This window comes from Caulobacter sp. CCG-8, assembly GCF_037402475.1.
Lineage (GTDB): Bacteria > Pseudomonadota > Alphaproteobacteria > Caulobacterales > Caulobacteraceae > Caulobacter.
In genome coordinates this window covers 1-21,881 of record NZ_JBBEUD010000001.1, presented here as the reverse complement: position 1 = coordinate 21,881, position 21,881 = coordinate 1, and the positions used below count along the sequence as shown (strand labels likewise).

Annotated in this window: 27 protein-coding genes and 1 pseudogene; 13 read left to right on the top strand and 15 right to left on the bottom strand. The window is 67.8% G+C overall.

Going from position 1 to position 21,881, the window contains the following annotated elements; genetic code table 11:
• Positions 1 to 121: 121 nt before the first annotated feature.
• Entirely contained in the window at positions 122 to 1,303 is a 1,182-nt protein-coding gene (locus tag WAE60_RS00140; protein ID WP_337684241.1) for a M48 family metallopeptidase, read from the top strand.
• Positions 1,304 to 1,399: 96 nt separating this feature from the next.
• Here WAE60_RS00140 and WAE60_RS00135 read toward each other — a convergent pair whose 3' ends face one another.
• Positions 1,400 to 2,515: a beta-ketoacyl-ACP synthase III gene (locus tag WAE60_RS00135; RefSeq protein ID WP_029914878.1), complete on the bottom strand. Its 1,116-nt coding sequence runs from the start codon at positions 2,513 to 2,515 to the stop codon at positions 1,400 to 1,402.
• A 312-nt stretch (positions 2,516 to 2,827) separates the two neighbouring features.
• Here WAE60_RS00135 and WAE60_RS00130 point away from each other — a divergent pair, with 312 nt between their 5' ends.
• Positions 2,828 to 3,373: a porin family protein gene (locus tag WAE60_RS00130; protein WP_029914876.1), complete on the top strand. Its 546-nt coding sequence runs from the start codon at positions 2,828 to 2,830 to the stop codon at positions 3,371 to 3,373.
• Positions 3,374 to 3,449: 76 nt separating this feature from the next.
• On the opposite strand, the gene WAE60_RS00125 is transcribed toward WAE60_RS00130, so the two are convergent.
• Positions 3,450 to 3,926, bottom strand: coding sequence for a DUF805 domain-containing protein (locus WAE60_RS00125; protein WP_337684238.1), 477 nt, complete (start codon positions 3,924 to 3,926; stop codon positions 3,450 to 3,452).
• A 197-nt stretch (positions 3,927 to 4,123) separates the two neighbouring features.
• On the opposite strand from WAE60_RS00125, the gene WAE60_RS00120 reads away from it, so the two are divergent.
• Positions 4,124 to 4,492 carry a hypothetical protein gene (locus WAE60_RS00120; RefSeq protein ID WP_337684236.1) on the top strand — a complete coding sequence of 123 codons (369 nt, stop codon included), beginning with the start codon at positions 4,124 to 4,126 and terminating at the stop codon, positions 4,490 to 4,492.
• A complete protein-coding gene (locus WAE60_RS00115) occupies positions 4,489 to 5,412 on the top strand; it encodes a sterol desaturase family protein (RefSeq protein ID WP_337684235.1) in 924 nt (307 codons plus the stop codon). The genes WAE60_RS00120 and WAE60_RS00115 overlap by 4 nt, the downstream gene beginning before the upstream one ends.
• Positions 5,413 to 5,422: 10 nt before the next feature.
• Here the strand turns inward: WAE60_RS00115 and WAE60_RS00110 are convergent, their stop codons facing one another.
• Positions 5,423 to 6,097 (bottom strand): phosphatase PAP2 family protein, encoded by a 675-nt coding sequence (locus WAE60_RS00110; RefSeq protein WP_337684233.1) that lies wholly within the window; start codon positions 6,095 to 6,097, stop codon positions 5,423 to 5,425.
• Between the two features lie 46 nt (positions 6,098 to 6,143).
• The gene (locus WAE60_RS00105; RefSeq protein ID WP_337684232.1) at positions 6,144 to 6,956 is read right to left on the bottom strand and encodes a LytTR family transcriptional regulator DNA-binding domain-containing protein; all 813 of its coding nucleotides are present in this window, start codon (positions 6,954 to 6,956) and stop codon (positions 6,144 to 6,146) included.
• A gap of 131 nt (positions 6,957 to 7,087) precedes the next feature.
• Here WAE60_RS00105 and WAE60_RS00100 point away from each other — a divergent pair, with 131 nt between their 5' ends.
• Together WAE60_RS00100 and WAE60_RS00095 are read left to right on the top strand one after the other, a co-directional pair.
• On the top strand, positions 7,088 to 8,122 hold the full coding sequence (locus tag WAE60_RS00100; protein ID WP_337684230.1) for an alpha/beta fold hydrolase: 1,035 nt from the start codon (positions 7,088 to 7,090) through the stop codon (positions 8,120 to 8,122).
• A 16-nt stretch (positions 8,123 to 8,138) separates the two neighbouring features.
• The gene (locus tag WAE60_RS00095; RefSeq protein ID WP_337684229.1) at positions 8,139 to 8,591 is read left to right on the top strand and encodes a DUF1801 domain-containing protein; all 453 of its coding nucleotides are present in this window, start codon (positions 8,139 to 8,141) and stop codon (positions 8,589 to 8,591) included.
• A gap of 98 nt (positions 8,592 to 8,689) precedes the next feature.
• On the opposite strand, the gene WAE60_RS00090 is transcribed toward WAE60_RS00095, so the two are convergent.
• Complete coding sequence (locus tag WAE60_RS00090; protein WP_337684227.1) at positions 8,690 to 9,340, bottom strand: hypothetical protein; 651 nt, start codon at positions 9,338 to 9,340, stop codon at positions 8,690 to 8,692.
• Positions 9,341 to 9,403: 63 nt separating this feature from the next.
• Between WAE60_RS00090 and WAE60_RS00085 the strand changes: the two genes are divergently transcribed.
• Positions 9,404 to 9,817 carry a hypothetical protein gene (locus tag WAE60_RS00085; RefSeq protein WP_337684225.1) on the top strand — a complete coding sequence of 138 codons (414 nt, stop codon included), beginning with the start codon at positions 9,404 to 9,406 and terminating at the stop codon, positions 9,815 to 9,817.
• A 144-nt stretch (positions 9,818 to 9,961) separates the two neighbouring features.
• On the opposite strand, the gene WAE60_RS00080 is transcribed toward WAE60_RS00085, so the two are convergent.
• Genes WAE60_RS00080 through WAE60_RS00070 form a run of 3 tightly spaced genes read right to left on the bottom strand, consistent with a single transcriptional unit; the run spans position 9,962 to position 12,023 of the window.
• Positions 9,962 to 10,348 carry a hypothetical protein gene (locus tag WAE60_RS00080; protein WP_337684224.1) on the bottom strand — a complete coding sequence of 129 codons (387 nt, stop codon included), beginning with the start codon at positions 10,346 to 10,348 and terminating at the stop codon, positions 9,962 to 9,964.
• Between the two features lie 44 nt (positions 10,349 to 10,392).
• Positions 10,393 to 11,385 carry an NAD regulator gene (locus tag WAE60_RS00075; RefSeq protein ID WP_029914864.1) on the bottom strand — a complete coding sequence of 331 codons (993 nt, stop codon included), beginning with the start codon at positions 11,383 to 11,385 and terminating at the stop codon, positions 10,393 to 10,395.
• Positions 11,382 to 12,023: an HD family hydrolase gene (locus tag WAE60_RS00070; RefSeq protein WP_156035827.1), complete on the bottom strand. Its 642-nt coding sequence runs from the start codon at positions 12,021 to 12,023 to the stop codon at positions 11,382 to 11,384. The genes WAE60_RS00075 and WAE60_RS00070 overlap by 4 nt, the downstream gene beginning before the upstream one ends.
• A gap of 152 nt (positions 12,024 to 12,175) precedes the next feature.
• Between WAE60_RS00070 and WAE60_RS00065 the strand changes: the two genes are divergently transcribed.
• The gene (locus WAE60_RS00065; RefSeq protein WP_337684221.1) at positions 12,176 to 12,991 is read left to right on the top strand and encodes a universal stress protein; all 816 of its coding nucleotides are present in this window, start codon (positions 12,176 to 12,178) and stop codon (positions 12,989 to 12,991) included.
• A gap of 34 nt (positions 12,992 to 13,025) precedes the next feature.
• A complete protein-coding gene (locus tag WAE60_RS00060) occupies positions 13,026 to 13,397 on the top strand; it encodes a hypothetical protein (protein ID WP_337684220.1) in 372 nt (123 codons plus the stop codon).
• Here WAE60_RS00060 and WAE60_RS00055 read toward each other — a convergent pair.
• From WAE60_RS00055 to WAE60_RS00025, 7 genes are all read right to left on the bottom strand, one after another.
• On the bottom strand, positions 13,394 to 14,227 hold the full coding sequence (locus tag WAE60_RS00055) for a hypothetical protein (RefSeq protein ID WP_337684219.1): 834 nt from the start codon (positions 14,225 to 14,227) through the stop codon (positions 13,394 to 13,396). The genes WAE60_RS00060 and WAE60_RS00055 overlap by 4 nt on opposite strands.
• 73 nt (positions 14,228 to 14,300) lie before the next feature.
• A complete protein-coding gene (locus WAE60_RS00050; RefSeq protein WP_029914858.1) occupies positions 14,301 to 15,170 on the bottom strand; it encodes a MoxR family ATPase in 870 nt (289 codons plus the stop codon).
• A gap of 100 nt (positions 15,171 to 15,270) precedes the next feature.
• Positions 15,271 to 15,438, bottom strand: a complete 168-nt coding sequence (locus WAE60_RS00045) for a hypothetical protein (RefSeq protein WP_337684218.1) — start codon at positions 15,436 to 15,438, stop codon at positions 15,271 to 15,273.
• Between the two features lie 91 nt (positions 15,439 to 15,529).
• A complete protein-coding gene (locus WAE60_RS00040) occupies positions 15,530 to 15,913 on the bottom strand; it encodes a primosomal protein (protein WP_337684216.1) in 384 nt (127 codons plus the stop codon).
• Positions 15,914 to 16,018: 105 nt separating this feature from the next.
• Positions 16,019 to 16,612: a UDP-4-amino-4,6-dideoxy-N-acetyl-beta-L-altrosamine N-acetyltransferase gene (pseH, locus tag WAE60_RS00035; RefSeq protein WP_337684215.1), complete on the bottom strand. Its 594-nt coding sequence runs from the start codon at positions 16,610 to 16,612 to the stop codon at positions 16,019 to 16,021.
• Positions 16,609 to 17,328 (bottom strand): glycosyltransferase family protein, encoded by a 720-nt coding sequence (locus WAE60_RS00030; RefSeq protein ID WP_029914855.1) that lies wholly within the window; start codon positions 17,326 to 17,328, stop codon positions 16,609 to 16,611. Before WAE60_RS00030 ends, pseH begins: the two co-directional genes overlap by 4 nt.
• A 94-nt stretch (positions 17,329 to 17,422) precedes the next feature.
• Positions 17,423 to 19,222 (bottom strand): tetratricopeptide repeat protein, encoded by a 1,800-nt coding sequence (locus tag WAE60_RS00025; RefSeq protein WP_337684213.1) that lies wholly within the window; start codon positions 19,220 to 19,222, stop codon positions 17,423 to 17,425.
• Positions 19,223 to 19,405: 183 nt separating this feature from the next.
• Here WAE60_RS00025 and flbT point away from each other — a divergent pair, with 183 nt between their 5' ends.
• The 4 genes and pseudogenes from flbT to WAE60_RS00005 all read left to right on the top strand — a co-directional run.
• Positions 19,406 to 19,801: a flagellar biosynthesis repressor FlbT gene (gene flbT, locus WAE60_RS00020; RefSeq protein ID WP_029914853.1), complete on the top strand. Its 396-nt coding sequence runs from the start codon at positions 19,406 to 19,408 to the stop codon at positions 19,799 to 19,801.
• Positions 19,791 to 20,153: a flagellar biosynthesis regulator FlaF gene (flaF, locus tag WAE60_RS00015; RefSeq protein ID WP_029914851.1), complete on the top strand. Its 363-nt coding sequence runs from the start codon at positions 19,791 to 19,793 to the stop codon at positions 20,151 to 20,153. Before flbT ends, flaF begins: the two co-directional genes overlap by 11 nt.
• Positions 20,154 to 20,486: 333 nt before the next feature.
• Positions 20,487 to 21,305: a flagellin gene (locus WAE60_RS00010; protein ID WP_029914849.1), complete on the top strand. Its 819-nt coding sequence runs from the start codon at positions 20,487 to 20,489 to the stop codon at positions 21,303 to 21,305.
• 320 nt (positions 21,306 to 21,625) lie between these two features.
• Positions 21,626 to 21,881: pseudogene (locus WAE60_RS00005) on the top strand (flagellin); the annotation flags it as partial.

The window sequence follows — 21,881 nt, the reverse complement described above, 5'->3', positions numbered from 1 at the left end:
CGCCGCCGCCAGAGGCAAGCGTCGCCGGGAGCGCGCCGGACCCAACCTGACCGAGATTTAACCTGACGGCCGGCCCGCGGTCTGGCTTCCTGCGAGGCTGCGTAGTTCATCGGGGAATTCCATGGTCCTGTTCGATCCGGCCGCCGCGACCGCCGCCTATCTGGCGCAGCTGCCGCCCGAGGCCCACGCCAAGGCCACGGCCTACACCCAGGGCGGCCACTGGCTGCTGTTGTGGGGCTTCCTGGTTTCGGTGCTGGTGTCTTTCCTGATCGTGCGCAGCGGCGTGCTGGTGGGCCTGCGCCGCCGGATGGAGCGCCGCAAGCCGCGGCCTGTCCTGGTCAGCCTGGCGGTCGGCGTCGTCTACCTGCTGATCGACGGCGTCCTGAGCCTGCCTTGGTCGGCCTACGCCGGCTGGTGGCGGCAGAAGCAGTACGGCCTGACCAGCCAGGCGTTCGGCGGCTGGCTGGGCGAGAGCGCCATCAGCCTGGCGATCAGCGCCGTGGCGTTCGGCCTGTTCCTGATGGCGCTGTACGCCCTGATCCGCAGGGCGCCGCGCACCTGGTGGCTTTGGAGCGGCGGGCTGACGGCCGTTTTCATCACCATCCTGATGGTGCTGTCGCCGATCTATATCGAGCCGATCTTCAACCACTACACGCCCGCGCCGGCCGGCCCCGTGCGCGACCAGGTGGTGGCCATGGCCAAGGCCAACGGCATCCCGGCCGACAAGATCTTCGTCTACAACGGCTCCAAGCAGTCCAACGCCTACACCGCCAACGTCTCGGGCCTGTTCGGCTCGGCGCGGGTGGCGATGAGCGACACCATGTTCAAGCAGGGCGCGGACCTAGCCGAGGTGCGCGGCGTGGTCGGCCACGAGATGGGCCACTACGCCCACTACCATTCGCTGTGGATCGCCGGGGTGATGAGCCTGCTGGCCATCGTGTCGTTCTTCCTGGTCGACCGCCTGTTCGCGCCGGTCTGCGCCCTGCTGGGCGGCGACACGATCAAGGGCCTGGCCGATCCGGCGGGCCTGCCGGTGCTGAGCGTGATCCTGGCGGTGCTGTCGCTGCTGGGCACGCCGGTGACCAACAGCCTGATCCGCATCGCCGAAAGCGACGCCGACCACTACAGCCTGGAGCATTTCAACGAGCCGGACGGCCTGTCCAAGGCCCTGGTCAAGACCATCGAATACCGCGCGGCCACGCCCAGCCGGCTGGAGGAGGTGCTGTTCTACGACCACCCGGCCGTGGGCGCCCGCATCCGCCGGGCCATGGACTGGAAGGCGGCCCATCCGAAGGCGGAATAGGCGAAATAGGGCCGGGGACATGCGCTAGCGCGTGTCCCCAGTCCTCAAGCGCCGCGCCTGGAGTTGGGGACACGCACAAGCGCATGTCCCCAGCCGCTACCGCTTGCGAACGAACACCGTGCCCGCCGAATAGCCCGCGCCGAAGCTGCAGATCAGGCCGGTGTCGCCCGGCTTGAAGTCGTCGTTGGCGGTGTGGAAGGCGATGATCGAGCCGGCCGAGCTGGTGTTGGCGTAGGTGTCCAGGATGATCACGTTCTCGCCGGGGGCGGGATCGCGGCCCAGCACCTTGCGGCCGATCATCTCGTTCATGTTGATGTTGGCCTGGTGCAGCCACAGGCGCTTTAGCCCCGTCGGCTCCACGCCGATGTCGCCGGCGTGTTCGACGATCATCTCGCTGACCATCGGCACCACCTCGCGGAACACCTTGCGGCCTTCCTGCACGAACAGCTTGTCCCGCGCGCCGATCCCTTCCGGGGCCGCGCGGTTCAGGAAGCCGAAGTTGTTGCGGATGTTGTTGGAGAACTGGGTCTTCAGCCGCGTGCCCAGGATCTCCCAGCCGCCCTCGGCCTGGCTTTCCTCTTCCAGGATCACGGCCGTGGCCACGTCGCCGAAGATGAAGTGGCTGTCGCGGTCGGTGAAGTTCAGGTGGCCCGAGCAGATCTCGGGATTGACCATCAGCACGGCCTTGGCGCTGCCGGTGGCGATGAAGTCGGCGGCGGTCTTGATGCCGAAGGTGGCCGACGAGCAGGCGACGTTCATGTCGAAGGCGAAGCCCTCGATGCCCAGGGCTTGCTGCACCTCGATGGCCATGGCCGGATAGGCGCGCTGCATGTTCGAGGCGGCGCAGATCACCGCGCCGATCTCCGAGGCCGGCTTGCCCCAGCGGGCGATGGCCTGCTTGGCGGCCTCGACGGCCATCTCGGCCAGGATCGAGATCTCCTCGTTCGGACGCTCGGGCAGGATCGGGCGCATGACCTCGGGATCGACGATCCCGGTCTTGTCCATCACGAAGCGCGACTTGATGCCCGAGGCCTTCTCGATGAACTCGGGCGAGGAGGGCAGCAGGGCCGTGACCTCGCCGGCGGCGATGGCCTCGGCGTTGGCGGCGTTGAAGCGCTCGACATAGGTGTTGAAGGTTTCGACCAGCTCGGTGTTCGAAACGCTGAACGGCGGGGTGTACAGCCCCGTGGCGACGATGACGGCTTTAGGCAAGGCGGCGATCCCGGTGACGTTGGCGAGCCTCCGCCAAGATTAAGGGGGGCACGCCTTTCGGTTCTTGCCCGATCAATAGCACGCTTGGCGCAGCCGTCACGTTTCCCCGCGCGGCAGGAAGGTCACACCTCTCCGCTTTCGGGCCGGGAAGGGGAACGATTCCAAGCCGCCACAATCGCCACGGACGTGTCGCGATCGACACGCAATGGCCCCAAACGGGCTCGCCAGGGTCCAATGGCGGCCCAACGGCAAGGCTATCCCTGAGACCGTCGAGGCGCTCCCCCAGCCTCGCCAGTACCAAGGAGTACAACAATGAAGACTCTCATGTCGGCGGCCGTGCTGGCCGCTCCCGTGGTCGCGATCTCGCTCGCCTCGATGCCCGCCCTGGCCCAGGCCCAGGACACCGGGGTCTACGGCACGCTCGGCTACGCCGGGTCCCGCGCCGAGGGCGCCGACACCGGCGCCGTCCAGGGCCGCCTGGGCGCCAAGCTGACTCCGCACTTCGGCGTCGAGGGCGAACTGTCCGGCGGCGTCAAGGACGACAACATCGACCAGGCCGGCGTCCGCTCCAGCATCGAACAGACCCACCAGGCCGCGGTCTACGGCGTGGGCTTCCTGCCGGTGACCCCGCAGATCGACCTGATCGGCCGCGTCGGCTACGGCAACAGCCAGTTCAAGCAGACCGTGGCCGGGGTCGAGAACAAGTTCGACGCCGACAGCGTCAACTACGGCGTCGGCGCCCAGTACAAGTTCGACGACAAGAACGGCGTCCGCGTCGACTACACCCGTCAGCAGTACCGCGACGACGACGCGGCCGACGCCAACGTGGTGTCGGTGGGCTACGCCCGGAAGTTCTAGGCGCCAGGCCCCCTGAAACGAAGAACGCGCGCCTCGATCCCGGGGCGCGCGTTCTGATTCCGACATAGGCTCGCGGTCAGACCGCCGGCGGCTCCGCGCCGGGCGCGTAGTGATGGTGATGCACGGTCGGTCCGGCGCCGTAAGGCAGGCGGCCTTTCGGGTCCTCGCCGTAGCGGTTGGGACCGGGCGTGCCGTCCATCAGGTGGAAGACCAGCAGGATGATCCCGCCCACGCCGGGGATCAGGCCCAGCAGAACCATCCAGCCCGACTGGTCGATGTCGTGCAGCCGGCGGACATGGACCGCCAGGGTGGGGATGATCAGGGCCAGCGCGCCCGCCATGGCGACCAGGATCCAGACGACGAAGGCGGCTCCAACGCCGTCCTGGCCCTGGCTCTTGTTCGCCTCCGCACCCGCGACCACCAACGTCACGGTGACGATGGTGAAGGCCACGGCGACCAGGACATGGAACAGGAAGAAGAGCCAATATTCCGTCCGTCGCGAACGCCCTTCGAAATCGGCGTACCGGCGCAACGGCTCAAACATCAACGACATCGTTTTCCCCCAAGAGGCTCGGCTCGGCGAGCGCTGAACAACCCTGGCGGTACCGTAGGGCGGCGCAAGCCTCAGCGTAAAGACGCTTTTCGACCGACGCGCGTCGCCATGCCTCGGCGGAGCGGCTTGACGCCGGCGCCCTGAAGCGTGACGCTGGCGTCAAGTTTGGGAGGAAGCGTCGCTTGGACAAGGCGCTGTTGATTCAGTTGGTGGGCTCGGCCGTGGCCGTCAGCCTGCTGGTCGCCATCGCGGCCTGGGCGCGGATTTCGCGCCCGACCCCGCCGCTCGACGCCGAGGGCGCCCGGGCCCTGCTGGCCGTGGAGTTCCCCGACGACCGCGTCGACGCCCTATGGATCGCCGCCGACGGCGCGGGTCTGGTGGCGCGGTCGGGCGAGCGGGCCCTGGTTGCCTGGCGCAAGGGCGACGGCTACGTGGCCCGCGACCTGGCCTGGAGCGCCGCCCTGGCCGCCCGGCCCGACAAGGGCTTCCTCCGCCTCAAGACCGCCGACGGCGCCCCGCGCCTGGCCCTGAAGGACGGCGCCTGGCCGCCGCGGGAGTTCGCATGAAAACCTTCGACCCCGTGCAGCTTGCTATTCCTTTTTTCGTCCTGGCCGTCATCCTGGAGATCGTCCTGGCGCGCCTCGGCAAGGCGAACGCCCGCTACGAGGCCAAGGACACCGCCATGTCCCTGACCATGGGCCTGGGAAGCAGCATCGCCGGCGCGATCCTGGGCGGAGCGATCTTCGCCGCCACCATCTGGGTCTGGCAGCACCGGATCTTCACGATCCCGATGACCGCCGTCTGGGCCTGGGTGATCCTCTTCTTCGCCGAGGACCTGACCTACTACTGGTTCCACCGCATCGCCCACGAGCGGCGGTTCTGGTGGGCCAGCCACGTCAACCACCACACCTCTACCCACTACAACCTGTCGACCGCCCTGCGGCAGACCTGGACGGGCGGCGTCGTGGGCACGTGGCTGCTGTGGCTGCCGCTGTCGTTCCTGGGCTTCCCGCCGGCCATGGTGGCCATCCAGAAGGGGATCAGCCTGATCTACCAGTTCTGGATCCACACAGAGGCGATCAAGAAGATGCCGCGCTGGTTCGAGGCGGTGTTCAACACGCCCTCGCACCACCGGGTGCATCACGCGCGCAACGCCCGCTACCTGGACGCCAACTACGCCGGCATCCTGATCATCTGGGACCGGATGTTCGGCACCTTCATCCCCGAGGTCGACGAGGAGCCGTGCCGCTACGGCACGGTCAAGAACCTGGCCAGCTTCAACCTGCTGACCAACGTCTTCCACGAGTTCATCGGCATCGCCAAGGACGTGGCCGCCCACCCGCGCCACGCCCTGGGCTATGTCTTCGGCCCGCCGGGCTGGAGCCACGACGGTTCGCGCGACACCTCCCACACCCTGAAGGCCAAGTGGCGGGCGCGGCTGGAGCGGGACGGGAAGGCGACGCCGGAGACGCACGCGGCCGAGTAGGGCGGTCGGCCTAGCGTCGCTCGCGCCCCACCAGCCAGCAGGTCGCCGCCCAGGCCGAGCCGGCGGCCCAGCCGCCCAGCACGTCGTTGGTCCAGTGGACGCCGAGGAACACCCGGCTGAATCCCACGGCGGCGGCCGTCGTCGCGCCCACGGCCAGGCCGTAGGCGCGCAACGCCGTGCCCTTGGCCCCCTGGGCGAACAGGATGCCCAGCGACAGGAAGGTCGCGGCCGACAGCAGGGCGTGGCCGCTGGGGAAGCTTTCGTTGACCGCCTCGGCGGCGCGGTACCCGGCCGGCGGCCGGCTGCGCTTGAACAGGTTCTTCAGCCCCTCGCTCAGCACCAGGGCCCCGGCGAACACCCCGGCCGTCAGCAAGGCTTCGCGGCGCTTGCCGGCGAGGGCCAGGCCACCGGCCGTCACGGCGGTCAGTCCGGCCAGTACGGTGATCCCGCCCAGGGCGCTGGCCTCGGTCAGGCCCTCCTTGAGCCATTTTGGCCCGACCGGCTCGGATGGATCGCCGTCGCGCCGCAGCGCCTTGAGGATCTTCCAGTCTGACGCCTGGCCGTCGGCCTCGTTCTGGTCGTCGGCGACGTCCTGGAAGACCGCCAGGGCTGCGCCCAGGCCGAGCAGGGCGGCCAGGGCGAAGGTCTCGGTGTGGGGATTCAGGGCGTGGCGCGCGCGGTGCATCCGGCTTGAATGTGCGCGGGAGGCGCGGCGTTCCTTCGGCGAGTGCTCACGACCGCTCCAGCGGCCATCCCCGGGCGATCAGCGCCTTGACCCGGTCGCGCGCGACGGGCGCGGGCAGGCCGCCCGGCAGGAGAAGCCAGAAGCGCCGCCCGCGACGCTCGCACCGCTCGACCGCCGACCGCGCCACCCACCACGACCGGTGGACCTGGGCGCCGTCCAGCCCTTCGACCGCGGCGACCGCGTCGGCCATCCGCATCAGCAGCAGGGTCTGGCCGCCCTGGGCGTGGACCCGTACATAGTGGTCCTCCATCGACAGGGCGAAGATCGCTCCGTGGCCGGGCGGCAGGCGCCGGGCGAGGGCCGGTTTCACCTCGGCCGCCGGCGTCGCCGACTGTCCGGAGGCGCGCCCGCGCGTCCGGTCCTGGCCTGCTCGCGCCAGCCAGAGGGCCAGGACCACGAAGGCGGTGACGACCAGCACCTGGACATAGGCGTCGAGGAAATCGGCGAGCGACGGGGGCGGTCGCGTGAGGTCCGGATGCGGACCGAGCCACCAGACCAGGGCGGTCACCGGCGCGGCGGCCACGACCGACGCCGCCGCCCAGGCCGGGCCCTCGGGCAGTTTCCAGCGCCGTGCGACGGCGCCGGCCAGGGCCAGACACGGCCGCACGATCGCATAGCGCAGGGCCATGATCCGCAGCCAGTACAGGGTCCGCGCCGGCCAGTCGCGGTACGGGACCGCGCCGAACGGCCCCATGGCCACGACGATCGCGGCGCAGACCAGCATCACGATCGCCTCGCGAAGATGCTCGCGCCGGAACGCCCGGCGACCGATCGGCGAAGCGCCAAAGGGAATCGTCATGGACCAGGCCATTACACGAAGGCGGCGGTCCGTTTCACGAATTCCCGCTTGAGGCGGCCCCGGCCGAGCCCGATCCCTGGCTGGCCGCGGCGGTCGCCCGGCGCTTTCCCGCATCGGAGTTCCAGCCTTTCATGCGTCAGTTCCCGACGGCCTTCGCCCTGTCTTTCCTCGCGCTCTGCCTGTTGGGTCCGCGCGACGCCCTGGCCGGCGCCTGGCGCGAGACGCCGGTCACGATCAAGGCCCACGACGGGGTCGTGCTGGCGGGGTCGGTGCTGTCGCCCGAGGGGCGGGCGGACGCGCCCGGCGTGGTGATCCTGGCGGGTTCGGGCGGCAACGGACGGGACGGTAGGATCCAGGGTTTCCCCGCCTATCGCGTGATCGCCGAGCGGTTGGCGGTCGACGGCGTGGCGGTGATGATCACCGACCGACGGGGCGTCGGCGGGTCCGGCGGGCGCTGGCGCGGCGAGACCATCGAGGGGCGGGCCCAGGACGCCGTCCTGATGCTCCGCCGCCTGGCCCAGGATCCGGCGGTGGACCCGCGCAGGATCGGCGTGCTGGGGCACAGCCAGGGCGGATGGGTGGCGACCGAGGCGGCGGCCCAGGCGCCCGACGCGGTAGCCTTCGTCGTGCTGATGGCGGGACCGGGCCAGTCGGTGCTGGACCAGGTGGTCACCGACCAGACCAACCAGTGGCGGCTGGCCGGCCGGAGCCGGGCCGGCGTCGCCGTCAACGGCCTGGTCCTGCGGGCGGGGCTTTCGACCGTGCGGCTGCTGCCGACCCGTTGCGGGATCGCCGCGCTGGAGACGCTTTGCGGCGTGATCCACTATTCGCCGGCCGCGGCCCTGCCGACGGTCCGGGCGCCGGTGCTGGCCCTGTTCGGCGCGCGCGACAGCCTCGTGCCGTCCCGACCGAACGCCGGCCTGCTGAGCCGGGGCCTGCGCGAGGCCGATCTGACCGTCCGGACGTTCGACGAGGCCAACCACCAGTTCTGGAAGGCGGGCACGGGCGCCACGGCCGAATATCCCGCCCTGACCCCGGGCTACGTGCCGGGTTTCCTGGACACGATCAGCGATTGGGTCCTGGCGCCGCCGCCGAGGGGCGAGGAAAAACGGCGGCTCGTGTCGGCTCCGGACCCGTCCGATCGTCATCCAGAGGAGCGAGATTGAACAGGGAGGCTCCGGCATGGACGTGCGCGGGCAGATCGACGGCTATATCGACGACCAGCCGCCGGCGAAGCGCGAGGAGTTGCGCGACTTGCATCGGCGCATCCTGGCCCTCTCGCCCGACGCCCACCTGTGGTTCCTGGACGGCCGGAACGCGGACGGCAAGATCGTCTCCAACCCGAACATCGGCTACGGCGCGCAGACGCTCGCCTATGCGGACGGAGATACGAGGGAATTCTATAAGCTCGGCCTGAGCGCCAACACGTCCGGCCTATCGGTTTACGTTATGGGCCTGAAGGACAAGGCCTATCTCTCGCAGACCTATGGCGCGCGCCTCGGCAAGGCCAAGGTCACCGGGTACTGCATCAGCTTCAGATCGGTGAGGGATGTGGACCTCGGCGTGCTGGAGGAGGTGATCGCTGACGCGCTGAGTTTGAAGCAGGTGGGCGCGGGAAACCCCATCTTCCTTTAAGGGAGGCTCGCAGCGAAGCCGTATGTGGCGACACTTCGTTTCACAGCACTAGACACTTGCTATGGCGTTCCGGCAGTTTGGATAACTACCCGGTCCAACTAGTCTGGTACTGGCGCAAGCTCCTCTATCCGCAGAGAGAACGCTTTAGAAGCCGACTGCAGGTCTTCGCCAGCCTTGGGTATGAGTATGCGAAGTCCGCCGACCGTCTCAGGACCCGCGTATTGGCAAATTCGAGTAGCGACCTCGACGGCGTTTTGGGCTTCGTAGATCAGCGCGGGATCGCGGGGCGCCGCCGACAATAGCGAGAGCAAGGTGTCTCTGACGCTTTCCGCTAGAGGGCGAAATTCCAATCTGCGCGATACATAGGCTGCGTCTCTTTCCGGCCATTGTTGAAGTTGTACCTGTTCGGCGAAAATCTTGTCCTGAAATCGCATCATAACAGCCCCTGTGACGTAGCCGAAAGCTCGGACATGCTCTTCTCGCTCCAGCCGTGTCGCCTGGGTTCGTTCGATGGCGACGCGCTCCGCTTCCCGCGCTCGTTCCAGAGCGGCCTCATCGCGCAAACGACGGGCATCTGCTTCTGCCTGATTGGCGCGCTTCTGTTCATGAAGGAAGAAGCTGATCGCCACGCCCAAAGCGACAATCGATATGACGCTTTGCATCACCGAGAGAAAGCCAGTGTTGGCTTCAGCCCACGGATACCAGACACCCCACCACGTCCAGCGCCACGGTTCTGACGGACAGTTCATTAGGTTGCCCCGGTTTAAGGCCAAGCTCATAACATGGAGGAACAGTGGGAGGGCGCAGGCAAGATGCAGATATTCAGCCAGTGTTCGCCCATGGCCGCCACGCCCTGGTTGGTGAGCTACGCGCCGGTGTTTAGCGCTGGCACGGTCGCCGTCGTCGGGCTTGTCACCGGATACATCACGCTTCAACAGTGGCTGACCGCCCGCGCGAAATTGCGTCTGGATCTATATGATCGGCGTTGGCGAATTTACGAAGCCTGCACTCTGCTTGTCCAAGCCGTCCCACTGGCAAACCCTCAGCAACACGACCAAGCGTTTTACGAGGCCAAAACGAGCGCCACTTTCCTGTTCGATGCGCGGGTTGTGGAGTATATGAACATACTACCTGCGTCGGTTGCCGAGCAATCCAGGCGGATGCACCGTAATCAAGAGGTCGCAACGCCCGATGACCTGTCGTCGTTCTTCGACGGAGTCGGGTGAGAAGTAGATAAGCTGTCCGAGATTCAAGCGCTCTTCGCACCATATCTCCGGTTCGAGACTGTACGCGACGGATTCTACCGGCTGCCGAAGATTGGACTTCTGAAGCGCGCGCCTCGACGATAGGCCATCATTTTCCGCAACGCCTCAGACGCAGAGATCGCTCCAGCTCTGGTTCAGGGCGTCGCTGCCGTCGGTCTCTTCCAGCTTCAGGTCGCCTTGCGACCAGACGAAGCGCTCGGGGCCGTCGAAGCCGTCCTGCTCCTGGACGATGTCGACCTCGCCGCAGACGGAGGGGATTTCGCCGTCCCAGTGGACGAAGGTCTTGCCGAAGTCGACGCCCTGGGCCTCAGGGAAACGGTCGGCGACGGCGATCCGGGCGCCTTGGACGGCCTCGGCGTCGTCGGTGCGGTGATCGACGGCCTCGGCCTGGGTGTCGCGCAGGACATAGGCGGCCAGGCCCGCGCCCAGGCCGGCCAGCACGGCGACGGCCGCGCCGCCGGCGATCAGGTGTGTGCGGGAGAGGTTCGCCATGCCGGTCAGCCTAGCGTTGAAGGGCCAGGAGGCAAATGCGACGCCTAGTCCCGCAGCAACGGAAGCGACAACCCCATGGCCGGCCGCGCCGTCAGGATCTCGCGGCGGAAGCGGAACAGCTCGGCGGGGCGACCGCCGGTGTCGGCGTCCTGGCGGCCCAGGCCCTCGACCAGGTCCTCGCGCTCGACCACGCGGCGGAAGTTCTGCTTGTGCAGCGGCACCCCGGCGATGGCCTCGACCGTGCGCTGCAGGGCCGACAGGGTGAACTCGGTCGGCATCAGCTCGAACACCACCGGGCGGTACTTGATCTTGCCCCGGATGCGCGAGAGGCCGGTGGCCAGGATGCGGCGGTGATCCGAGATCATCGGCTCGCCCAGGGCGGCCGACAGGGCGGCGGGCTCGGCCGGATCGTGGCCCTCGGCCCGGGCCCGGTCGCGGGCGGCCTCTGGGGCAAGGCCCGCCTCGTAGAGCAGCTCGTAGCGCTCCAGGACCCGTTCCTCGTTCCACGGCGCGCCGTCCAGGGCGAAGGCCAGGCGGGCGCGCGACCACTTGCCGGCGTCCTCGCCCGCCCAGCGGCGCAGGGCCGGGGCGATGGCCTCGTCCAGCAGGGCGGGGCGGCCGTGGCGCCAGTCCTCCCAGGGGAAGAAGGCCGACCAGGGCGCCCAGGCGGTGTCGGGGACCTGGGTCTCGACGGCCGTCGGGGTCAGGCCCAGATAGCCGACCGAGACGATCCGGGCCGCCCCGGCTCCCATTTCGGCGCGCGGCGCGTCGCGGCCCTCGTCGCCGAAGGTGTAGAGCTGCTCGACATAGCCCAGCTGGAACCGGGTCTGCTCGGTGACGAAGGCCCGCAGGCCCAGCTCGAAGGTGCGGTGGCCGGCCGGGTCGAACGGGCCGAACGGCAGGCCGGGCAGGGGGCTGGCCACGTCGGTGACGGCGTCGTGCGGCCGCACGGTCAGGACCACGGCCTCGCCGTCGCGGATCGCCACCACGACCGCCGACAGGCCGATGACGACCGATGTCGATCCGCCCCCGGTCATTCGGTCTCGAACGCCATGCCGGGGGCGCTTTCGAAGCCGGCGGCGCGCGACAGCACGTGGAAGCGCTGGACGTAGCGGGCCTGGGCCTCGAACGGCGGCAGGGGCAGGATCTTCAGATCGTAGCCGGCCGGCGGCGGGCCGAAGATGGCCAGGGACTCGGCGTGCTCGAACCCGGCCAGCTGGGTGGCTTCGAAGAAGGCGCAGGCGCGGTCGGCCTGCTTGATCAGCTTCTTGATCGCGGCCGGGACCTTGGGCGGCAGGCCGAAGCGGATGTGGATGGCGTCCTCCAGCCGGGCCTCGAAATCCTTGTAGCCGATGCCCAGCGCCGCCTTGAACGGGCTGATCATGTCGCCGATCACATATTCGGAGGCGTCGTGCAGCAGGGCGGCCAGGCGCCATTTCGGCTCGAGGTCGGGCTTGATATGGGCGGCGATCTCCTCGACCACCACGCTGTGCTGGGCCACCGAGAAGCCGTGTTCGCCGGTGGTCTGGCCGTTCCAGCGCGCCACCCGGGCCAGGCCGTGGGCGATGTCCTCGATCTCGATGTCCATCGGCGAGGGGTCCAGCAGGTCGAGCCTACGGCCCGACAGCATGCGCTGCCACGCCCGGGGCGGAGTTTTATGCAGCCCTTTGGCCACGAGATCGTTCCTTACGGTGAAGGTGCAGGCCTTACACAGTCTGGCCCCACTCTAGCTGGGTTGGCCCATCGGTTGACAAAGATCAATGAGGGCCGGGCCGTTGTCTGTGGAAATGCCTCACCGTGTGAATGCTTAGACCCGGGAGATCGATCATGAGCTGGGCGAGAATCATGGCGCCGCTGGCCGGAGCCGCCGCCGACCGGGGCGTCCTGGAAGCGGCCAAGACGCTGGCCGAGGGTTTCGACGCCGAGCTGGCCTGCGTCCATGCGCCGGCCGACATGGCCGATCTGATGCCCTGGATGGGCGAGGGTTTCATGGGCGGCGTGCAGGTCACGGCGCTGGAGAGCCTGAAGGAAGCCGCCGTCGAGGGCCATCACGCCGTCGACAAGCTGGTGGCCGAGCTGGGCTACGCCCGCGCCACCGCGATCAGCCTGGAATCGCCCGTCTGGGCCGGCCTGGCCGCGGAGGGCCGCTTGTCGGACGTGATCGTGTTCGACAGCGCCGCCGCGCGCGGCAAGGGGCCGCTGGCGGAGTCGTTCCAGCAGATGATCGCCGACGAGCAGCGCCCCGTGGTCGTGGCCCGGCCGGGCCTGAAGGTCGGCGGCACGGTGCTGGTGGCCTGGGACGGCGGCAAGGAGGCCAGCCGCGCCATGCGCACCGCGCTGCCGCTGCTGCAGAAGGCCGCCAAGGTCGTGGTGGCCGGGGCGCCGGGCGCCTCGTCGCGCAATTTCGAGCTGGAGCGCCTGGTCGCGTTCCTGGCGGCCCGAGGCGTCAAGGCCGAGCCCAAGGTGCTGGAGGGCTCGGGCGGCGACGCCTCGGCCCTGCTGCTGGGCGCGGCCAAGGACGTGAGCGCCGATTTCCTGGTGGCGGGCGCCTTCGGCCACCCGCGCCTGCAGGAGTTCATCTTCGGCGGCACCACCCGGAGCCTGCTGAACAGCGACGGACCTTCGCTGTTCCTGTCGCACTAGAGCTTTGTTCCAGAAGAAGAAGGAGGGCGTTCAAATGTCCCTGTCACGCATCGTCATGCGCCTGGCCCGCAATCCCGGCACCAAGTTCGCGGGAGGCGACGACCACCGGGGCTACGCCCTGACCGCGCCGCTGACCGAGGACGGCCACCTGGACGCCGCGGCCTACGCCAAGGCCAAGGACGAGTGCGTGGTCCGCCGCTTCGCCCCCGACGAGGACGCCGCCGACGGCCGCCTGAACCGACGCGGCGAGCGCTGGTTCTTCGACTATGACGAGGGCGAGGACCTGGACGACGAGCCCGTCCACCGCCTGGGCCAGCATCGCTTCGCCCTGGGCGAATACGTCACCGTCACCGACGACGACGGCCGGCCGCTGACCTACAAGGTCATGGAGGTGACGCCGATCTAGCCGCCGACGTTGTGGCGGACCAGGGTCTTCATGTCCTCGAAGATGTCGTGGTCGCTGCCGTCGCGGCCCTTGGCCTTGACCACGGCCACGGCAAGCGGGCCGCCCTTGGGGCCGCGGGCCTCGTAGCCGACGACGCGGTAGCCGCTGACGGCCTTGTCGCTGGCCAGGATCAAGGTGGCGCGCACGCCGTCGCCGCCCCGCCGCTGGCGGATCTGGGCACCGTCGTTGGTGGCGTGGATCTCGGTGTCGCCCTCGTCCTCGTTGGTGGACTGGACGCTGACGTTGGAATTGCCGCCGCTGGTCCGCTCGGTCACCCGCTTGGTGCTGTCGCCGTCGCGGATCGTGACGTTCTTGGCGACCTTGACCTCGGCGGTGTCGTCGTTGGCGTTGATCGTCAGGCCGCCGATCTTGATGTCGGCGCCCTTGTCGTGGGCGTCGATCTTGATCCCGGGCAGGCTGATCTTGGCGCTGTCGCCACGGGCCTTGCCGCCGGGCGGCGGGGGAGGCGGCGCCTTGACCGCCGGCATCAGGGTCTTCAGGTCGGCCTCGATCGGCGCCAGGGCGGCCTCGGCGTCGCCGCCGTTCAGCGCCACCAGGCTCAGCGTGACCTCGGCGTTCTGGCCGCTGTAGAGGCAGGTCTGGCCGTCGGCCGCGGCGCTGACGCGGGTCAGCTCGCCCTGCTTGTCCGGGCAGTCCAGCCGGCTGATCGCCCGCAGCGGCTCGCGCTTGCCGGGCGTCCTGTGGTCGCCATGGCTGACCTCGACCTTGGGCGAGCAGGCGCCGGCGAGAACGACCAGGCTCGCGGCGGCCAGCAGCGTCAGGTGTCGCATAAAAGGAATCTCCCGTTCGACGCGAACGTGGTCCGGCGGCGCTCGGAAATCCAATGAAATCGCGGTAACGGCCCTATTGTCCGGGCCGCGCTCCCGAACCCTCGCGGCGGGCCAGGAAGGCCAGGCGCTCGAACAGGTGGACGTCCTGCTCGTTCTTCAGCAGAGCGCCGTGCAGCGGCGGGATCAGCTTGGTCGGGTCCTTCTCGCGCAGGGTGGACTCGTCGATGTCCTCGACCAGCAGTAGCTTCAGCCAGTCCAGCAGCTCCGAGGTCGACGGCTTCTTCTTCAGGCCCGGCACCTTGCGCATGTCGTAGAAGATCCGCAGGGCCTCGGCGACCAGCTTCTGCTTGATGCCCGGGAAGTGCACGTCGACGATGGCCTGCATCGTCGCCTCCTCGGGGAAGCGGATGTAGTGGAAGAAGCAGCGCCGCAGGAAGGCGTCGGGCAGCTCCTTCTCGTTATTCGAGGTGATGATGATGATCGGCCGGACCTTGGCGGCGATCGTCTCGTCGGTCTCGTAGACGTAGAACTCGTTGCGATCCAGTTCCTGCAGCAGGTCGTTGGGGAACTCGATGTCGGCCTTGTCGATCTCGTCGATCAGCAGGACGGGGCGGACCGGGGCCTCGAAGGCCTCCCAGAGCTTGCCCTTCTTGATGTAGTTGCGGACGTCCTTGACCCGCTCGTCGCCCAGCTGGCTGTCGCGCAGGCGGGTCACCGCGTCATATTCGTAGAGGCCCTGCTGGGCCTTGGTCGTGGACTTGATGTGCCAGGTCAGCAGCGGCGCGTTCATCGCCTTGGCCACTTCGTAGGCCAGCACGGTCTTGCCGGTGCCGGGTTCGCCCTTGATCAGCAGGGGACGTTCCAGCGCCACGGCGGCGTTGACGGCGACCTTCAGGTCGTCGGTGGCGACGTAATCGGCGGTGCCTTCGAAGCGCGAGCTCATACGGTTTCCTGACGGCGGCTCCAGCGAACCGCCTCGAACAGTTGTTCAAATCAGGACTAACCTACAGACCAACGGTCGGCCGGATCAAGCCGGCTTGTGGTCAGGCTCCGTCGCGCGGTTTCAGCAGTTCGGGCGGCGGCTTGCGGTGCCGGCGGGCGACCGAAGGCGGATCGCTGGCCGGGAAGCTGTCCTCCAGCCCTTCCTCCAACTGGTCCTCGAGATATTCGCTCTGGTCGTCGTTTTCGGATTCGGGCGCGGCGTCGGACATGGCGGCTCTCCTCTCGCCCCGTGAATCTAGGCGCTGAGGAACAACGCTTCAACGCCGGCCCGACCGTCTTGAACGTCTCAGCTCCGACGTCTCAGCTTTCTTGGGCGTAGCCGAGCGACTCGATGTCGTCCTCGGCCAGCTCGGTCGATTCGAAGTCGGCGGCGCTGTCGTCGTCGTCCGAGATCGAGTCCTCGACGTCCTCGTCGTCGCCGGCGATGGCGCTGAGCGGCTCGCGCTCGACGTCCAGGCCCTCGTCGTCGCGTTCGCGTTCCAGATCGTCGTCGATCTCGTCGGCGTCCTCGTCGTCGAAGTCATCGTCTTGTTCGTCCTCGTCGCCATCGCCGTCGGCCTGGGTGACGTCGTAGACGTCGTCCAGTTCGTCGAAATTGGCGATGTCGTCGCCGTCCTCGGTCAGATTGGTCTCGTCCAGGACCTCGGCGCCGTCCTGGTCGTCATAGTCGGTGTCGGTGGGCATGGCGGGCTCCCTGAAACCAGAAGGGCGAGGGCGACGCCCCCGCGGTCCCGGATTCAACCCGTCGTCCGTGACGATTGTTCCGTCGGTCGCGCTGGGCGAAGGCCCTCATGCGAAGGGAAGCGCGTAGCCCTTGTCCAGCAGGCGCCGGGCCATCTCCTCGCGCCGGGCCGGCCAGTCCTGGGCCAGCAGGCCCAGCCCCACCACGTCGGCCGGCGCGCCGTCCTTGATCACATGATGGCGGAACAGCGCCTCGCGCTGGAAGCCGTAGCGCTCGTGCAGCTTCCAGACGCTCTCGTTGGACAGCAGCACCTCGCACCACAGCTTGTCGAAGCCCAGGGGACCAAAGACGTACTCGATCATCCAGAACTCGATATACGACCCCACGCCCAGCCCGCGCACCGACGGGCTGGCCAGGTAGTAGGCCCAGGCGCAGCGGCGGTTCCTGGCGTCGATGTCGGCCAGGTTGGCCAGGCCCACGGGTTCGCCGTCCACCTCGATCACCCAGTATCGGCGGCGGGCGTCGCTCGCCATGCCGTCGAACCAGCGGTCGTGCTCGGCCTGGCCGATCTTGTGGTCGGTGTACATGTAGGCCGCGACCTCGGGACTGTTGCGCCAGTCCAGCAGCCTCTGACGATCGCCTTCGGTCACGTCGCGCAGGACGACGGCGTGGGACGGGGCGTCCGAGGCTCCAGTGGTCATACGCGGCGATCTCCCCCCAGGGCGGCCAGGTCCGGCCGGCCCCGCACGAAGGCCCGGACGTCGTCCGACGTGAAGGTCGGATTGGCGGCGTAGAGTCCATCGTACACCGCGCGGACGAAGTCCAGGTCGTCGGGCCGGTCCACCGTCCAGCGCACGTCGCCCTCGTCGGCGGCCTGTTCGAGCCCCTCGATCTTGAAGCGGTTGGGGTGGCGGTAGAGGAAGGGGGTGACGTGCTCGTGGTCGTAGGGGTCGCTCGTCTCGTCGGCGGCGATCTTCAGGGCCACGGATTCGAAGACCTCGACGTCCAGCCCCTTGGGGAAGCTGCGCCGGGCGGGGGTGTTGGAGGTGTAGTCGGCGCCGGAGCGCTCGTGCAGGGCCAGGGTCTGGTCGATCAGGTCGGGGTCGGCCAGGGGGCAATCGGCGGTGAGGCGCACCACCGTGCGGGTCGGACCGAAGGTTTCGATCGCGCCGATATAGCGGGCCAGCACGTCGTCCAGCGATCCGCGGAACACCTCGACGCCGGCGGCGATCAGGCAGACGGCCAGCGGATCGTCGCTGGCCTGGTCGGAGGTGGCCACCACGATCCGCTGCAGTCGCGTGGCGCGCTTGAGGCGCTCGATCTGCCGCAGGATCATCGGCTTGCCGGCCAGATCGGCCAACACCTTGCCGGGAAGCCGCGTCGACGACATGCGAGCTTGGAGGATGGCGAGCGGCAAGGGCGTACTCAAGGTTAGGTCCGGAACTTCAAGCCCGAACTCCGGCGTTCGTCTACCGCCGAAATGCGGTGGCCTCGTGGCGAAGCCTTTTCCGTCAAGCGGCCGGAAAGCGCTCGCGCAGGGCGGCGCCGACCTCGCGCATGGTCGGGTTCCAGTCGTTGAAGTCCGGCGTGATGAAGCAGCGCGTCCGCGGGTACCAGGGCCAGGTCTGGGCGCCCAGCCGGGTCCAGGACGCCGCGCCGGTCAGCATCCAGATCGGCGCGCCGCAGGCGCCGCCGAGGTTGGTGGTGGCGTTGGAAAAGCCGACGATCAGGTCCATCGCGCAGCAGAGGGCGGCGACGTCGTCGAGGTCCTGCTTCAGGTCGATGCCCGGCGGCTGCCAGATGTCGACGCCGAACTCGGCCTTGGCCAGGGCGATCTCCTCGCTGCAGTCGCCATACTGCAGGTTCACGAAGGTGACCCCCGGAACCTCCAGGATCGGCCGCCACAGCAGGAAGGGCGAGAACTGGCGGGCCCGTTCGCCGTTCAGCTTCAGGCTCTTCCACAGCAGGCCGACCTTGGGGCCCTTGGGGGCGCTCTCCTCGAGGACCCGCCGCCAGTGCGCGACCCGCGCCGGATCGGCCGTCAGGAAGCTGGGACGGGTCGGGAAGGCGGCCAGGCTGGGCCGGAACACCTCAAGCAGGTCGGCCATCGGGGCCCAGAAGTCGACGCCGCTCCAGTCCTCGATCTCGGGCGCGCCGCGATAGACCCGGCCCTCATAGGCGACGGTCTTGTGCGGGAAGACGGCGGCGTTCGGGAACGAGCGCTGGAACAACGAGACCAGCCGACGCTCGACCGCCAGGGTCAGCTTGCCGTCGGGCCCGAGCGCCTCGACCACGTCGGGCAGCATGTTGGCGAACATCACCTCGTCGCCCAGGCCCTGCTCGGCGCAGATCATCAGCGACTTGCCGGCCAGGTCCATGCCTGGGCTCCAGCGCGGGGCGTCGATGGTGAAGCGCGGGGCGTCGCTCAGGTCCTTCGAGAGCCGGGCCTTGTAGGCGCTCCAGCCTTCCCCGACCCGGCCCAGGGACAGCAGGGTGGTGGCCCGGCCGAACTGCATCGTCGCCAAGTCCTCGGCGGATTCGGCGAAGGCGATCGCCCGGTCGCAGTCGGCCAGCGAGCCCTCGACGTCGCCCAGATCGAGCTTGGCGTAGGCGCGGTTGTGGTAGGCCTTGCCGAAGCGCGGGGCCAGCCGCAGCGTCTCGTCGAAGAAGGTCAGGGCCGTCTTGCCGTCGCCCTGGCTGCACAGGATGGTGCCCAGGGTGTTCCACAGCAGCGGCTGTTCGGGATTGTCGTTGATGGCCGGGCGCAGGACCTCGATGGCTTCCTCGCAGCGATTGAGGTCGCGCAGGGCGCAGGCCAGGTTGTTGACGCCCTCCAGGTCGCCGGGGCGGGCCTGGACGTAGTGGGCGAAGAACTTCACGGCGATTTCCGGCATGTTCAGGCGGAAGGCCAGGCGGCCCAGGTCGCCGGCGACGCCATCGTGGTTGGGCAGCAGCTTCAGCGCCGCCTCGTAGCAGTGCATCGAGCCGGCGAAATCGCCGATCTTCTCGCGGGCGATGCCCAGCACGTGCCAGGCCACGCCCAGCTTGTCGTCGAACTCCAGGGCCTTGAGCGCCAGCTTCTCGCCCTTGGCGAAGTCGCCGCTGTGCATGGCGCGCAGCGAGCGCTCCAGCTGCCGCGAGGCCTCCCGGTTGCGGACCTCGTGGACCTGGCGATCCAGCCGCTCCAGGGCCTCGGCCGAGGCGGCGTCGCCGGTCGCGGTCTGGAAGCCAAGGTTAACGGCCTGGGCGACGGATTCCTGGGCGACGGCCAGCGCGGCGGCCGAGATCTGGGTGTCGCGACTGCGGGACATCTATTGAAGGCCTTGGCGGTTGGAGAGAGTCATCCTCTGGGTCAGTATGTTTAATTGTATCCTAAGCTGCGTCTCCCGGTCGCAGGCTTGGCAAGGGGACGTTAACCGCCTCCGCCTAGCTTCTGCTCCGAACCGCTATTCCGGCGGATGGGGCGACACGGCAATGCAAGAGGGAGCGGCCTTGTGCCATTGAAGCTGTCGCTGAAACCCGGCGAGAAATTCGTGCTGAACGGCGCGGTCGTCCAGAACGGCGACCGTCGCGGCGTGCTGGTCCTCCAGAACAAGGCCTCCGTGCTGCGTGAGAAGGACATCATGCAGCCCGACGAAGCCACGACGCCGGCGCGCCGGATCTATTTCCCGGTCATGATGATGTACCTGGACGAGGCCGGCGCCGAGCGCCAGTACGAGGAATTCGCCACCCGCCTGACCGAATTCATGGGCGTGGTGCGCAATCCCGACGTGCTGGGCGACTGCATCGCCATCTCCAAGCACGTGATGGCCCGCGAGTACTACAAGGCGCTCATGCTGAGCCGGAAGCTAATCGAGTACGAAGATCAGAGGTTGGGGCATGTCTCTTAGGGCCTATCAACAGACGGCGACGCGGACCGAAAACCCGCGCGAGATGGAATACCGTCTGTTCGGTCAGGTGACGCGCGCCCTCATGGCCGCGTCCGAAGCGCCGGCGGACGACATCGCCACGCGCATCGACGCGCTCGACTGGAACCGGCGCGTGTGGTCGGCCCTGGCGACCGACTGCGCGCTGCCGGAGAACACCCTGCCGGTGCAGCTGCGCGCCAGCATCATCTCGCTCAGCCTCTGGGTCGGCCGCCACTCCAGCGCCATCATGCGCAAGGAGGAGGATTTCGAGCCGCTGATCGAGATCAACCGCATGATCATGCAGGGCCTGGCCGGCCGTTCCGACGGGGCCTGATCCCGGCCCGTCTCCGGCGGGCCAGCTTGAATTGAGCCGTCATGGCGAGGCGGGCGTCGGTTTCGGCGCCCGCCTTTTCAATGCGCGGACGACCGGGCAGGGGGGGGGGGGGCGACGGCAAACCTTTCCGGTAAAAGCTGCCGCCCGGCTGTTTCTGCAGGCGATCGTCGGCGTCGCGGCGAACGCGGTATTCCAGAAATCCATTTGAAAACAGCGACTTAACAAGTCTCTCCGCGCGGCGCCGATTGGCCCGCCGCTTGCGATGGTTCCCGCGGGCAAAACGCCCGACCGGCAAAACGCCGGGGCAATCCTCCCAAAATGGCGAGAAACACCATGCTGAACTCGATCAACACCAATGCCGGCGCCATGATCGCGCTGCAAAACCTGAACGCCACCAACTCGGAGCTCCAAAACACTCAGCAACGCATCAACACCGGCAAGAAGATCTCCAACGCCAAGGACAACGGCGCGATCTGGTCGATGGCCAAGATGCAAAGCGCGACGTCGAGCTCGCTGAACGCCGTGAAGGATTCCCTCCAGCGCGGTCAGTCCACGATCGATGTCGGCCTTGCCGCTGGCGACACCATCACCGACCTGCTCGGCAAGATGAAGGAAAAGGCCCTGGCCGCCTCCGACACCTCGCTGAACACCGCCTCGTTCAACGCCCTGGTCTCGGACTTCACCTCGCTGCGTGACCAGATCACCAAGGCTGTCACCAACGCCAAGTTCAACGGCGTCAGCCTCGTCGACGGCACCACCACCAAGCTGCAGTTCCTCAGCAACTCGGACGGTGTCGCCTACACGGTGAGCGCCAAGACTCTGTCGCTGAAGGGCCTGGGTCTGACCACGACCTCGACCTTCACGACCGCCGCCGCGGCCAAGACCATGATCGACACGATCACCAAGTCGATGACCACGGCGACGAACAAGCTGGCGAGCCTGGGCACCAGCTCGACCGGTCTGGACATGCACCTGACCTTCACGGGTAAGCTGCAGGACAGCCTGGACTCGGGCGTGGGCAACCTGGTCGATGCGGACCTGGCCAAGGAAAGCGCGAAGCTGCAGTCGCTGCAGACGAAGCAGCAACTGGGCGTTCAAGCCCTGTCGATCGCCAATCAGACGCCTCAGTCGATCCTGTCGCTCTTCAAGTGATCGGCGACTAGGCTCCAAGAAGCGATCAAAGCCGGACGGTCTACGGACCGTCCGGCATTTCTTTTTCCACGGACCGGCGTTCGTCGAATTGTCCGAAGCCAACCTAAAATTGCCCGGCATATTTTGCCGAGGCGATATGTCGCCCGGCAGTTATTGCCCATCAAAATCACAGTAAACAAAACTATAACTTTGCAATTTCAAGCTGTTGGCAATTTCTGCCTACTGGGCAGTTTTGGCCCGATCATTGCTTCCTAGTTCGATGAGCAAAAAGCTCCCGGCAGTCAAAATGACGTCGGAACCCTTGAATAGGAACTGTTGCGATGCCGCTGAATAGCATCAACACGAACGCCGGCGCGATGATCGCCCTGCAAAACCTGAACGCCACCAACAGCGAGCTTCAGGTCACGCAACAACGCATCAACACCGGCAAGAAGGTCGGTACCGCCAAGGACAATGGCGCTATCTGGGCCATGGCCAAGAACCAGTCGGCCACTTCCAGCTCGCTGAACGCCGTGAAGGACTCGCTGCAACGCGGCCAGTCGACCATCGACGTGGCCCTCGCGGCCGGCGACACCA

Excerpts from the sequence above, each read along its gene's own strand:
- WAE60_RS00140 (WP_337684241.1), top strand. The coding sequence starts at position 122 with ATGGTCCTGTTCGATCCGGCCGCCGCGACCGCCGCCTATCTGGCGCAG.
- WAE60_RS00050 (WP_029914858.1), bottom strand. The coding sequence starts at position 15,170 with ATGAGCTCGCGCTTCGAAGGCACCGCCGATTACGTCGCCACCGACGAC.
- WAE60_RS00080 (WP_337684224.1), bottom strand. The coding sequence starts at position 10,348 with ATGGCGAACCTCTCCCGCACACACCTGATCGCCGGCGGCGCGGCCGTC.
- WAE60_RS00075 (WP_029914864.1), bottom strand. The coding sequence starts at position 11,385 with ATGACCGGGGGCGGATCGACATCGGTCGTCATCGGCCTGTCGGCGGTC.
- pseH (WP_337684215.1), bottom strand. The coding sequence starts at position 16,612 with ATGACCACTGGAGCCTCGGACGCCCCGTCCCACGCCGTCGTCCTGCGC.
- WAE60_RS00055 (WP_337684219.1), bottom strand. The coding sequence starts at position 14,227 with ATGCGACACCTGACGCTGCTGGCCGCCGCGAGCCTGGTCGTTCTCGCC.
- WAE60_RS00065 (WP_337684221.1), top strand. The coding sequence starts at position 12,176 with ATGAGCTGGGCGAGAATCATGGCGCCGCTGGCCGGAGCCGCCGCCGAC.
- flaF (WP_029914851.1), top strand. The coding sequence starts at position 19,791 with ATGTCTCTTAGGGCCTATCAACAGACGGCGACGCGGACCGAAAACCCG.
- WAE60_RS00125 (WP_337684238.1), bottom strand. The coding sequence starts at position 3,926 with ATGTCGTTGATGTTTGAGCCGTTGCGCCGGTACGCCGATTTCGAAGGG.
- WAE60_RS00115 (WP_337684235.1), top strand. The coding sequence starts at position 4,489 with ATGAAAACCTTCGACCCCGTGCAGCTTGCTATTCCTTTTTTCGTCCTG.
- WAE60_RS00105 (WP_337684232.1), bottom strand. The coding sequence starts at position 6,956 with ATGACGATTCCCTTTGGCGCTTCGCCGATCGGTCGCCGGGCGTTCCGG.
- WAE60_RS00040 (WP_337684216.1), bottom strand. The coding sequence starts at position 15,913 with ATGCCCACCGACACCGACTATGACGACCAGGACGGCGCCGAGGTCCTG.
- WAE60_RS00095 (WP_337684229.1), top strand. The coding sequence starts at position 8,139 with ATGGACGTGCGCGGGCAGATCGACGGCTATATCGACGACCAGCCGCCG.
- WAE60_RS00090 (WP_337684227.1), bottom strand. The coding sequence starts at position 9,340 with ATGAACTGTCCGTCAGAACCGTGGCGCTGGACGTGGTGGGGTGTCTGG.
- WAE60_RS00100 (WP_337684230.1), top strand. The coding sequence starts at position 7,088 with ATGCGTCAGTTCCCGACGGCCTTCGCCCTGTCTTTCCTCGCGCTCTGC.
- WAE60_RS00110 (WP_337684233.1), bottom strand. The coding sequence starts at position 6,097 with ATGCACCGCGCGCGCCACGCCCTGAATCCCCACACCGAGACCTTCGCC.
- WAE60_RS00025 (WP_337684213.1), bottom strand. The coding sequence starts at position 19,222 with ATGTCCCGCAGTCGCGACACCCAGATCTCGGCCGCCGCGCTGGCCGTC.
- WAE60_RS00060 (WP_337684220.1), top strand. The coding sequence starts at position 13,026 with ATGTCCCTGTCACGCATCGTCATGCGCCTGGCCCGCAATCCCGGCACC.
- WAE60_RS00130 (WP_029914876.1), top strand. The coding sequence starts at position 2,828 with ATGAAGACTCTCATGTCGGCGGCCGTGCTGGCCGCTCCCGTGGTCGCG.
- WAE60_RS00045 (WP_337684218.1), bottom strand. The coding sequence starts at position 15,438 with ATGTCCGACGCCGCGCCCGAATCCGAAAACGACGACCAGAGCGAATAT.
- WAE60_RS00010 (WP_029914849.1), top strand. The coding sequence starts at position 20,487 with ATGCTGAACTCGATCAACACCAATGCCGGCGCCATGATCGCGCTGCAA.
- WAE60_RS00085 (WP_337684225.1), top strand. The coding sequence starts at position 9,404 with ATGCAGATATTCAGCCAGTGTTCGCCCATGGCCGCCACGCCCTGGTTG.